The organism is Streptomyces sp. NPDC090119, assembly GCF_044747085.1.
Taxonomy (GTDB): domain Bacteria; phylum Actinomycetota; class Actinomycetes; order Streptomycetales; family Streptomycetaceae; genus Streptomyces.
Window position 1 is genome coordinate 592,441 of the sequence record NZ_JBIVDK010000001.1, and the last position, 12,071, is coordinate 604,511.

General features: G+C 71.9%; 9 protein-coding genes. All 9 read left to right on the forward strand.

Annotation, left to right across the window (positions count from 1 at the left end; translation table 11 throughout):
- Positions 1-11 precede the first annotated feature (11 nt).
- The 9 genes from rfbB (at position 12) to ACIPPM_RS02725 (ending at position 12,063) form a co-directional block, all read left to right on the forward strand.
- Positions 12-986: a dTDP-glucose 4,6-dehydratase gene (rfbB, locus tag ACIPPM_RS02685; RefSeq protein WP_401442195.1), complete on the forward strand. Its 975-nt coding sequence runs from the start codon at positions 12-14 to the stop codon at positions 984-986.
- A gap of 50 nt (positions 987-1,036) precedes the next feature.
- The gene (gene rfbA / locus ACIPPM_RS02690; RefSeq protein ID WP_401442196.1) at positions 1,037-1,906 is read left to right on the forward strand and encodes a glucose-1-phosphate thymidylyltransferase RfbA; all 870 of its coding nucleotides are present in this window, start codon (positions 1,037-1,039) and stop codon (positions 1,904-1,906) included.
- Between the two features lie 113 nt (positions 1,907-2,019).
- Positions 2,020-3,357 carry a class II 3-deoxy-7-phosphoheptulonate synthase gene (locus tag ACIPPM_RS02695; protein WP_401442198.1) on the forward strand — a complete coding sequence of 446 codons (1,338 nt, stop codon included), beginning with the start codon at positions 2,020-2,022 and terminating at the stop codon, positions 3,355-3,357.
- 111 nt (positions 3,358-3,468) lie between these two features.
- Positions 3,469-3,912 (forward strand): SRPBCC family protein, encoded by a 444-nt coding sequence (locus ACIPPM_RS02700; protein ID WP_401442200.1) that lies wholly within the window; start codon positions 3,469-3,471, stop codon positions 3,910-3,912.
- 154 nt (positions 3,913-4,066) lie between these two features.
- On the forward strand, positions 4,067-6,472 hold the full coding sequence (locus tag ACIPPM_RS02705; RefSeq protein ID WP_401442201.1) for an MFS transporter: 2,406 nt from the start codon (positions 4,067-4,069) through the stop codon (positions 6,470-6,472).
- 143 nt (positions 6,473-6,615) lie between these two features.
- The gene (locus ACIPPM_RS02710) at positions 6,616-9,033 is read left to right on the forward strand and encodes a SpoIIE family protein phosphatase (protein WP_401444146.1); all 2,418 of its coding nucleotides are present in this window, start codon (positions 6,616-6,618) and stop codon (positions 9,031-9,033) included.
- A 105-nt stretch (positions 9,034-9,138) separates the two neighbouring features.
- Positions 9,139-9,858, forward strand: coding sequence for a class I SAM-dependent methyltransferase (locus ACIPPM_RS02715; RefSeq protein ID WP_401442202.1), 720 nt, complete (start codon positions 9,139-9,141; stop codon positions 9,856-9,858).
- A 74-nt stretch (positions 9,859-9,932) separates the two neighbouring features.
- A complete protein-coding gene (locus ACIPPM_RS02720) occupies positions 9,933-10,766 on the forward strand; it encodes a M55 family metallopeptidase (protein WP_401442203.1) in 834 nt (277 codons plus the stop codon).
- Positions 10,759-12,063 carry a M20/M25/M40 family metallo-hydrolase gene (locus ACIPPM_RS02725; protein WP_401442204.1) on the forward strand — a complete coding sequence of 435 codons (1,305 nt, stop codon included), beginning with the start codon at positions 10,759-10,761 and terminating at the stop codon, positions 12,061-12,063. Before ACIPPM_RS02720 ends, ACIPPM_RS02725 begins: the two co-directional genes overlap by 8 nt.
- Positions 12,064-12,071: the final 8 nt, after the last annotated feature.

Genomic DNA, 12,071 nt, shown 5'->3' on the forward strand with positions numbered 1-12,071 from the left:
GGCGTTTCGGCATGCACATTTTGGTAACCGGCGGTGCCGGATTCATTGGCAGTAATTACGTGCGCAGGCTGCTGGACGGACGTTCCGACATTGCGGCCGATCGGGTCACCGTCCTCGACAAGCTGACCTATGCGGGAAACATGGTCAATCTGGCCGCCGTGGCCGGAAACCCGGCCTTGCGTTTCGTGGAGGGCGACATCGGGGACGCCGTCCTGGTCCCCGAACTGCTCGCCGGCGTGGACGCGGTCGTCAACTTCGCCGCCGAGACCCACGTCGACCGCTCCATCCACGACTCCGCCGCGTTCGTCACCACCAACGTCCTCGGCACCCACAACCTCCTGCAGGCCGCGCTGCGCGCCGGGGTCTCCCGGTTCGTGCACGTCTCCACCGACGAGGTCTACGGCTCGATCGACGAGGGCTCCTGGACGGAGGAGTGGCCGCTGGAACCCAACTCCCCCTATGCGGCGGCCAAAGCGGGCGCGGACCTGCTGGTGCGCTCCTACGCCCGCACGCACGGGCTCGACGTCGGCATCACCCGGTGCAGCAACAACTACGGCCCCTACCAGTACCCCGAGAAGGTCATCCCGCACTTCGTGACCACGCTCGCCCGCGGCGGCACGGTCCCCCTGTACGGCGACGGACTCAACGTCCGGGACTGGCTGCACGTGGACGACCACTGCCGCGGCATCGACCTGGTGCTCGCCAAGGGAGCCCCCGGAGAGGTCTACAACATCGGCGGCGGGACCGAGCTGACGAACCGGCGGCTGACCGAGCTGATCATCGACGCCTGCGGTACCGACTGGTCGTCGGTGCGCCCGGTCCCCGACCGCAAGGGCCACGACCGCCGCTACTCCCTCGACGACGCCAAGCTGCGCGCCCTCGGCTACCGCCCCCAGGTGGATTTCACCCACGGCCTCGCCGCGACGATCGCCTGGTACCGGGAGAACCCGGCCTGGTGGGAGCCGCTGACCGCGACGGCCGCCTGAGCCCGAACGCACCACGCACGCCCCGACGAAGCGGAAGGACCTCTTCCCCCATGCGCGGCATCATCCTCGCCGGCGGGTCCGGCACCAGACTGCGGCCACTGACCAGCGTGCACTCCAAGCAGCTCCTGCCGGTCTACGACAAGCCGATGATCTACTATCCGCTGTCCGTCCTGATGCACACCGGCATCCGCGAGATCCTGCTCATCTCCGGCCCCGAGCACCTGGAGACCTACCGCTCGCTCCTCGGCGACGGCAGCCGCCTCGGCATCCGCCTGCGGTACGCCGTGCAGGACGAGCCCCGCGGCATCGCCGAAGCCCTCGTCCTCGGCGCCGACTTCGCGGACGGCGAGCCGGTCTGCCTCATCCTCGGCGACAACATCTTCTACGGGCACCGCCTGCCCGACCTGCTGCGCCAGGAGGCCGCGCGCCTCGACGGCTGCACCCTGTACGGCTACCCGGTCAGCGACCCCGAGCGCTACGGCGTGGCGACGGTGGACGAGGACGGCACCATCACCACCCTCACCGAGAAGCCGGCCCGCCCCACCTCCAACCTCGCCGTCACCGGCCTCTACATGTACGACGGCACCGCGGCCGAGCGCGCCGCCGCCCTCGCCCCGTCCACCCGCGGCGAGCTGGAGGTCACCGACCTCAACCTCAGCTACGTGAGCGAGGGCCGGGCCCGCCTGGTCAACCTGGGCCGCGGCTCCGCCTGGTTCGACACCGGGACGCACGACAGCCTGCTGGAGGCGTCGATGTTCGTCCAGGTGCTGGAGAAGCGCCAGGGCATCCGCATCTCGTGCCTGGAAGAGGTCGCCTACCGCATGGGCTATGTCGACAAGGACCAACTGGCTCTGCTCGGCAAGGAACTCTCGCCCTCCTCCAACTACGGCAAGTACGTGCTGGATCTGGCCAGGACCTGAAGCCTCCCGCTCACCGCACTCCTCGCACCATCCGACCTGCGGACGACGGTGTCCGGCCAGGCAGCGCATCTCGGGCCCGCGGCCCGGCCCAGCCCACCAGGAGAGTGAGTTCCGTGGACACCCTGCTTCCCCCCGCCCAGCAGCCCGCCTGGCCGGACCCGGCCGCCCTCGACGACGTCACCCGCCAACTCGCCGCGTCACCCCCGCTGGTGCTGTGGGGCGAGTGCGAAAGGCTGCGGGAGCGGCTGGCCGGCGTCGCCCGCGGCGAAGCGTTCCTCCTCCAGGGCGGCGACTGTGCCGAGACCTTCGCCGACGTCACCGCGGACACCGTCCGCGACAAGCTGAACACCCTGCTCCAGATGTCCGCCGTCCTCACCTACGCGGCCACCATGCCGGTCGTCACCGTGGGCCGGATCGCCGGCCAGTACGCCAAACCCCGCTCCCGGGCCACCGAGACCCGCGACGGCGTCACCCTGCCGGTCTACCGCGGCGACGCGGTCAACGGGCTCGCCTTCAGCGCCGCAGCCCGCACCCCCGACCCCCGGCGCCTGCTGCGCGTGTACCAGTCCTCCGCCAACACCCTCAACCTGATCCGGGCCTTCATGGCGGGCGGCTACGCCGGGCTCGACCAGGTCCACGAGTGGAACCGGGACTTCGTCGCCGGCTCCCCGCTGAAGACCACCTACGAACGGCTCGCCGACCGCATCGACCACGCCCTCGGCTTCATGCGGGCCACCGGAGGACGCCCCGAGGACTTCGACAGAGCCGAGTTCTTCGCCTCCCACGAAGGGCTGCTGCTCGACTACGAGACCGCCCTCACCCGCGTGGACGAACTCACCGGACTGCCCTACGCCGCCTCGGGACACCTGCTGTGGATCGGCGAACGCACCCGCGACCCGGTCGGCCCGCACGTCGAGTACCTCTCCAAGGTCGCCAACCCGGTCGCCGTCAAACTGGGGCCCTCCGCCGGCGCCGACACCGCGCTGCGCCTCATCGACCGGCTCGACCCCGACCGCGTCCCCGGACGGCTCACGTTCATCACCCGCATGGGCCGGGAGAAGGTGCGGGACCTGCTGCCGCCGCTCATCGAGAAGGTCTCCGCCTCCGGTGCCTCTCCCGCCTGGATCTGCGACCCCATGCACGGCAACACCATCGAGGCACCCTCCGGGCACAAGACCCGCCGCTTCGACGACGTCCTCGACGAGGTCAGGGGCTTCTTCGAGGTCCACCTCGGTCTCGGCACCCACCCCGGCGGCATCCATGTGGAGCTGACCGGCGACGACGTCACCGAGTGCGTCGGCGGCGGCCACGAGCTGGACTTCGCCGACCTCTCCTCCCGCTACCAGTCGGCCTGCGACCCCCGCCTCAACCGCGGTCAGTCCCTCGACCTGGCCTTCCTGGTCGCCGAGTTCCTCACCGCGGGCCGGCACCACCCGAGCCCGGCCGACTGAGCGCAGCCGCTGGAACGCGTGTTCCCCTCCGGGAGGGCCCCGATTTGGCCGCGGGCCACGGGGGTGGTTGGCTTGCCGAAACCCTGAGGAATCAGCTCGTGGAGGAACGCAATGGCGCAGGTCGAGGCCACTACGGAACGGGTCGTCGCAGCGGACGCGGAGAAGGTGTTCGACGCCCTCGCCGATTACCGCGGCACGCGTCAGCGGCTGCTCCCCGAGCACTTCAGCGAGTACGAGGTGCGCGAGGGCGGCCACGGCGCGGGCACCCTCGTCCACTGGAAGCTCCAGGCCACCAGTAAGCGCGTACGCGACTGCCTGCTCGAGGTCGGCGAGCCCACCGACGGCGAGCTGGTCGAGAAGGACCGCAACTCCACCATGGTCACCACCTGGCGCGTCACCCCCGCCGGGGAGGGCCGCTCGCGCGTCGTGGTCACCACCACCTGGAAGGGCGCCGGCGGCATCGGCGGCTTCTTCGAGCGCACCTTCGCCCCCAAGGGCCTGGGCCGCATCTACGACTCGGTGCTCGACAAGCTCGCCGCCGACGTCGAGAGCTGACCCGAAACACCGGCCGGTGCGGGGGGGCGTTGCTCCCCTTCACCGGTTCGAGTGATTGCCGCCGAGACCGGATTCATGCCGTAACTCGCCGTATGTGTTCGCAGTTGTCGCGTAACGCGGGATGTGCGACAGGTGTGAGCGAGGGGAGCGGTACGTGGGCGGAACGACGCTGGTGTGCGAGGAGCCGGACACCGAGGCGGTGCCGGTTCCGGTCGAACATCTGGACCCACCACCCGCCTCCGAACCCGAACTCGGCACGCGCCAGGTGCGGTTGGTCTTCATCGGGCTGATGCTCGCGCTGCTGCTGGCCGCGCTGGACCAGATGATCGTGGCCACCGCGCTGCCGAAGATCGTCGGCGAGCTGCACGGCCTGGACAAGATGTCCTGGGCGATCACCGCCTACCTGCTGACCTCCACCATCGGCCTGCCGCTCTACGGCAAGCTCGGCGACCTCTTCGGCCGCAAGGGCGTCTTCCAGTTCGCCATCCTGGTCTTCGTGGTCGGCTCCGCCCTCGCCGGGCGCGCGCAGAGCATGGACCAGATGATCGCCTTCCGCGCGGTCCAGGGCATCGGCGCGGGCGGCCTGATGATCGGCGTGCAGGCGATCATCGCGGACATCGTGCCGCCCCGGCAGCGCGGCCGCTACATGGGCCTGATCGGCGCCGCCTTCGGCCTCGCCTCCGTCGCCGGACCACTGCTCGGCGGCTACTTCACCGACCATCTCTCCTGGCGCTGGTGCTTCTACATCAACGTCCCCTTCGGCCTGGTCACCCTCGCCGTGGTCGCCGCCGTGCTGAAGCTGCCCCGGCCGAGGAAGCGCGCCCGGCTGGACGTGCCCGGCGCGCTGCTGCTCGCCGCCGCCTCGACGTGTCTGGTGCTGCTGACCAGTTGGGGCGGGACCGAGTACGCCTGGGACTCGCGCGAGATCATCGGACTCGGCGCGGGCGCCGTCGCCGCCGTGGTCCTCTTCGTCGTCGCCGAACACTTCGCCGCCGAACCCCTCATCCCGCTCCGGCTGTTCCGGGACTCCGTCTTCAACGTCACCGGCCTGGTCGGACTGGTCATCGGCGTCGCGCTGTTCGGCGCGGCCAGCTATCTGCCGACCTTCCTGCAGATGGTCGACGGGGCCAGCGCCACCGAGTCCGGGCTGCTGATGCTGCCCATGATGGCGGGCATCGTCATCGCCTCCATCGTCGGCGGTCAGCTCATCAGCCGCACCGGCCGCTACAAGGTCTACCCGCTGCTCGGCGCCGCGCTCGCCGCGCTCGGCATGTGGCTGCTGTCCCGGCTGGAGGTCGACACCTCCCGGCTCGCCTACAGCGTCTGGATGGCCGTCCTCGGCACCGGCATCGGCCTGGTCATGCCCGTCCTGGTGCTCGCCGTGCAGAACTCCGTGCGCCCCGCCGACCTCGGCACCGCCACCAGCGCCAACAACTACTTCCGGCAGATCGGCGGCAGCGTCGGCGCCGCCATCTTCGGCACCCTCTTCGCCGACCGGCTCACCGACGCCCTGCGCGAGGACCTCCCGCCGGACGCCTCGGCCGCGCTGCCCGACCCCGAGGCGATCACCCCGCAACTGGTGCACGCACTGCCTCCAGCGCTGCGCGACGCCTACATCCACGCCTACGCCGACGCGATGCCCCGGATCTTCCTGTACCTGGTGCCGGTGCTCGTCCTCGGTCTGATCATCGCCTTCTTCCTCAAGGAGAAACCCCTGGTGTCCCAGCACGCCCCCACCGCCACCGAACCCGACACCGTGCCGGGCATCCCCGTACCGCCCCAGGCCCGCGCGCCGCACACCGCCGGGATCGCGGTCTGCGGCACCGTCCAGCACCCCGACGGCACCGTGGTGCCCCGCGCCGCGCTCACCCTCATCGACGTCGGCGGAGTGCAGATCGGCCGGGGCGCCAGCGGCGACGACGGCCGCTACGCGCTCGCCACCCCCGGCGTCGGCTCCTACGTGCTGATCGCGGCGGCGGGCGGCCACCAGCCGCAGGCCGTCTCCGTCACCGTCGGCGAGCGCCCCGTCGAACTGGACGTGGTCCTCGGCGGCGCCGGACGCCTTGCGGGCGCCGTGCTCACCGCCGACGGCAGCCCCGTACGCGACGCCACCGTCACCCTCACCAATGTGCACGGCGAGGTCGTCGCCGCCACCCGCAGCGGGCGCGAGGGCGGGTACGTCATCACCGAGCTGGTCGCGGGGGAGTACACCCTCGCCGCCAGCGCGCCCGCCTTCCGTCCGGCCGCCCTGCCGGTCAGCGTCCAGGCGTCCCGCGAGACCCGGCAGGACGTCGAACTCGCGGGCGGCGCCGTGCTGAAGGGCACCGTCCGGGCCGGGGGAGGGCGGGCCGTGGAGGACGCGCGCGTGACCCTGCTCGACGCGGCCGGGAACGTCGTCGACACCCTCACCACGGGCGCCGACGGCACCTTCCGCTTCGTCGACCTCTCCTCCGGCGAGTACACCGTCATCGCCGCGGGCTACCCGCCGGTCGCCACGGTGCTCCAGGTCGCGGGCGGCGGCCGCACCGAGCGTGACCTGCAACTGGGGCACGAGGACTGAGGGTTACGATCCCTCTCCACCCACGGCGGATCTCCGGGACGGAATTCGCGGTTTGCCACACATGGCGACGTGACTCCCCCGTACCGTAGTGGCGGGCGGCATTGATCGTTCGCGTACAGCCGTGGGGAGAGAGGGCCTTGGCCATGGACCGTGGCAGCGAGCGGGACGCGTCTCCCAGCCGCGGTGCGGGGAGTCCCGCGGCGGGCCGGATTCCGCTGGCCGTGGTGATCGTCGACCGCGCGGGCCTGGTGTCCCACTGGAGCAGCGGCGCCGGGCGGATGTTCGGCCCCGGCCGGGACGAGGCCGTCGGGCAACCCGTCGCGGACCTGCTGCCCGTCACCGGCGCCCTGCCCGACGACCTGCTGGGCGACGACACGCCCGACGACGACGGCCCCGACCTGGAGAGCTCCCTCGGCGGGTACACCGGCTACCCGACCGCGGGCCGCGCCCGGCTCACCCCGCCCGGACGCGGCGACGACGAGCGGATCGACGTGGTGTGGTGGGCCTACCCGCTGGTCGGCCCCGGCCCCTCCCGGCTGCTGGTGCTCGCCGCCGACGCCACCCGGCTGCGCGAGGAGCGCGGCCACCTCGACGAGGGCACCGAACGCATCGCGCCCGGCTTCGCCCGGCACACCGAACTGCCCACCGCCGCCGACCTGGAGCGCAGGCTCCCCGAGATCCTGCCCAACATGGGCCCCGGACTCAGCGCCCGCATCGTCTCTCAGGTCCTCGAACTCGGCTATCCGGTACTGGAGTTCAGCCAGTACGAGCGGGTGCCCGTCACCCCGTACTGGGGAGTGCCCCGGCGCCCCGGCCGCTCTGACAGCGTTGTCCCCCGCCCCCGCAGCGAGCCCCTGATCCCGGCCGACGCCCTGGCCGACCTGGAGTACGCGGCCGTACGGGAGCGGCTGGAGTTCCTCAACGAGGTCAGCTCCGCCATCGGCACCTCCCTCGACCTCGGGGAGACGATCCGCGAGGTCACCAGCGCGGCCGTACCCCGGTTCGCGGACTTCGCCGGTACCCATCTGCGCTCCGCCGTCCTCGCGGGCGAGGGCTTCCCCGACGGGCCGCCCGACGCCAGCACCCTGATGCACCGGGTCTGGGTCGAGCACAACGACGAACCCGGCCGCTGGGACGACACCGTGCCGGTCGGCGAGGCGTTCGCCTTCCCCGAGCACACGCCGTTCTACCAGTGCATGGTCACCGGCGAACCGGTCCTCATCCCGAGGATCAGCGACGAACTGGGCAACCGGATCTCCGGCGAGTTCGAGAAGCGCGACCTCCGGCCGCTGATCAACGGCCGCTCCCTGCTGATCGTCCCGCTCAAGGCGCGCAACGTGGTCCTCGGCTTCATGGTGCTGCTGCGCCGCGCGGACCGGCTGCCCTTCGACGACATGGACCGCACCACCGGCGCCGAACTCGCCGCCCGCGCCGGACTGGTGCTCGACAACGCGCGCATGTACACGTACCAGGAGAACGTCGCCGAGACCCTCCAGGACAGCATGCTCCCGCAGGTCACCCCGCGCATGGCCGGGTGCGACGTGGCGACCCGCTATCTGCCCGGCACCCGGCTCGGCCGGATCGGCGGCGACTGGTTCGACACCGTCAAACTGCCCGGCTCACGCACCGCGCTGGTCGTCGGCGACGTGATGGGGCACGGCCTCAACTCGGCCGCGATGATGGGCCAGTTGCGCACCGCCGTGCAGACCATGGCGGTACTGGAGACCCCGCCCGCCCAACTGCTGCGCAACCTGGACGACCTGGCGCGGCGGCTCGGCGAGAACTACCTCGCCACCTGTCTCTACGCCGTCTACGACCCGATCCGCGGCGAGGTGCAGCTCGCCAACGCCGGGCACATCCCGCCCGTGCTGGTGCGCGCGGCGGACGGCGGCAGCGAACTGCTCGAACTGCCCACCGGCGCGCCCATCGGCGTCGGCGGAGTGCCCTTCGAGGCCACCACGGTCCGGATCGCGCCCGGCGACCGGCTGGTGCTGTGCACGGACGGCCTGGTCGAGGTGCGCGGCTCCGACATCGGGGAGGGGCTGGCCGCGCTCTGCGAGTCCGCCGCGCATCCGGCCGCGTCGATGGACGCCGCCTGCGACACCATCATCCGCGCCCTCAACACGCGTGGCGGCCGCAAGGACGACGTGGCCCTGCTGATGGCCCGGCTCAACGGCATCCCCGACGACCACGTGGCCCAGTGGCATCTCGCCTCCGACCCGCGCGAGGTCTCCCGCGCCCGGTACCTGGTCCGCGAGCGACTGCTGAAGTGGGGCCTGCCGCAGGCGGTGGACACCGCGCTGCTGCTGGTCAGCGAGGTCGTCACCAACGCGGTACGGCACGGCGGGGGCGGCCCCGTCGGACTCCGCGTGGTCCGCACCGAGGACCTGCTGTTCGAGGTCACGGACGCGGAGCCGGAGCTGCCCGACATGCTCACCGCCGGACCGGACGACGAGGCGGGCCGGGGCCTGCGCGTGGTCAGCCGACTGGCCAAGGAGTGGGGCGCCACGACGAGCGGACACCACAAGACGGTGTGGTTCGAGCAGGCGCTGACCCCGTAAGAGCCGATGCCGTAAGCCGATCCCGTAAAAAAGGGCCATGGACCCCTTGTCCGGGGGCACCAGGCGCGATATCCCGATCATGGCACCGAACCTGGGGAGATCGCAGTGAACGTTTCCGACAACTACCGCTCCAACTGGGAGAGTTACTGGCGGGAGACCTCGGACGAGCGGGGGGACGCGATCTGGGACGCCGACCCCTCGCTGACCGCCGAGCCGCACAGCGACCTCCTCCTGCCGCACGCCGAACCGGGCCGCGTCATCGTGGACCTCGGCTGCGGCAACGGCACCCAGACCCGCTATCTCGCCACCCGGTTCGCCCGCGCCGTCGGCGTCGACCTCTCGGACGCCGCGATCGACCACGCCCGCCGCGCCACGGCGGGCGCCGCCGCCGAGTTCGAGCAGCTCGACCTGACCGACACCGACGCCGTACGCGGCCTGCACGAACGCCTCGGCGACGCCCACGTCTACATGCGTGCCGTCATCCACCAGAGCGAACCCGAGGCCCGGCCGCTCGTCGCCGCCGCCGTGGCCGAACTCCTCGGGGAGTCGGGCCGCGCCTTCGTCGTCGAACTGACCTCCGCGTCCCGTGACGTCCTGCAGCGGGCGGCCACCGGCCCCGACGGGCCGCCCCCGAAGCTCCGCCGCGTCTTCCACCACGACCTCAAGCCCGCGGACGCCCCGGACGAGGAGATCCCCCGCCTCCTCACCGAAGCGGGCCTCAAGATCCTCGCCACCGGCGAGACGGTCCTCCCCCAGACCGAACACTTCCCGGACGGCACCCGCATCGACCTGCCTGCCCGCTGGTTCGTACTGGCGCGGGAGTGAGCGGCGCGCGGGCCGGGCGGCGGCCGAGGGGCTGGTCGTAGCCGCCGCCGGGCCGGACGCGTAACCTGCGCGGCATGAAGATCCTCATCAGTGCCGACATGGAAGGCGCCACCGGGGTCACCTGGCCCGCCGACGTGCTGCCGGGGACGGCGGAGTGGGAGCGCTGCCGGGGCATGTTCACGTCCGACGTGAACGCCGCCGCGCAGGGCTTCTTCGACGGTGGGGCCGATCAGGTGCTCGTCAACGAGGCGCACTGGACCATGCGGAACCTGCTGCTGGAGCGGCTGGACGAGCGGGTCGAGATGCTGACCGGGCGGCACAAGGCGCTGTCCATGGTGGAGGGCGTCCAGCACGGCGACGTCGACGGCATCGCCTTCGTCGGCTACCACGCGGGCGCCGGGATGGAGGGCGTCCTCGCCCACACCTACCTCGCCAACCAGATCACCGGGGTCTGGCTGAACGACGTACGCGCCAGCGAGGGCCTGCTCAACGCGCGGGTCGTCGCGGAGTACGGGGTGCCCGTGGTGCTGGTCACCGGGGACGACCTGGCCTGCGAGGACGCGCTCGGCTACGCGCCCGAGGCGCTGAAGGTCGCGGTCAAGGACCATGTCTCGCGGTACGCGGCCGTCTGCCGCACCCCGGCCCGCACCGCCGCCGACATCTGGGCCGCGGCCAAGGAGGCGGCCCGGCTCGCGGTGCGCCAGGAGCCCTCGGAGCAGGGGCCGTTCACCGTCGCCGTGGAGTTCGACGCCGAGCATCTGGCGATGGCCGTCACCGTGGTGCCGGGCGTCGCGCGGATCGGGGAGCGGAAGGTGGCGTACACCACCGACACGATGTACGAGGCAATTCGCACGTTCAAGGCGGTCACCACGATCGCCTCGGCCGCCGTGGAGGAGCAGTATGGCTGACCAGCGCGCGCTGGACGAGGTGGTCGAGTTCACCTCCGAGCTGATCCGGATCGACACCACCAACCGGGGCGGCGGCGACTGCCGGGAACGGCCCGCCGCCGAGTACGCGGCCGAGCGCCTCGCCGGTGCCGGGCTCGAACCGCTGCTGCTGGAGCGGACACCGGGGCGCGGCAATGTCGTCGCCCGAGTGCCCGGCACCGACCCGTCCGCCGACGCGCTGCTGGTGCACGGGCATCTGGACGTGGTGCCCGCCGAGGCCGCCGACTGGAGCGTGCACCCCTTCTCCGGCGAGGTCCGCGACGGCGTGGTCTGGGGGCGCGGCGCCGTCGACATGAAGAACATGGACGCGATGATCCTGGCCGTGCTGCGCGGCTGGGCCCGGCAGGGCGTGCGGCCGCGCCGGGACCTGGTCATCGCGTTCACCGCCGACGAGGAGGCCAGCGCCGAGGACGGCTCCGGCTTCCTCGCCGACCGGCACCCCGAGCTGTTCGAGGGCTGTACGGAGGCCATCGGGGAGTCCGGCGCCTTCACCTTCCACGACGGCACCGGGCGCGAGATCTACCCCGTCGCGGCGGGGGAGCGGGGCACCGGCTGGCTGAAGCTCACCGCCGGGGGGCGTGCCGGGCACGGTTCCAAGGTGAACCGGGAGAACGCGGTGACCCGGCTCGCCGCCGCCGTCACCCGGATCGGCGAGCACCAGTGGCCGCTGCGCATCACCCCGACCGTGCGGGCCGCGCTCACCGAACTCGCCGCGCTGTACGGCCTGGAGCCCGACTTCGACGACGTGGAACTGCTGCTGGACAAGCTCGGTCCCGCCGCGGCGCTGGTCGAGGCGACCGTCCGCAACAGCGCCAACCCGACCATGCTGGACGCCGGTTACAAGGTCAACGTCATCCCCGGCGAGGCCCACGCGCACATCGACGGACGTTTCCTGCCGGGCGGCGAGGAGGAGTTCGAGTCCACCCTGGACCGGCTCACCGGCCCCGGCGTCGACTGGGACTACGTGCACCGCGAGGTCGCCCTCCAAGCACCGGTCGACGCACCGCTGTTCGGCAGGATGCGGGCGGCCGTGGAGGAGTTCGCGCCCGGCGCGCACGTCGTCCCGTACTGCATGTCCGGCGGCACCGACGCCAAGCAGTTCTCCCGGCTCGGCATCACCGGCTACGGGTTCGCCCCGCTGCGGCTGCCCGAGGGCTTCGACTACCAGGCGCTGTTCCACGGGGTGGACGAACGCGTGCCCGTGGAGGCCCTCCAGTTCGGCGTCCACGTCCTCGACCGCTTCCTGCGGACCGCCTGACCAGATGG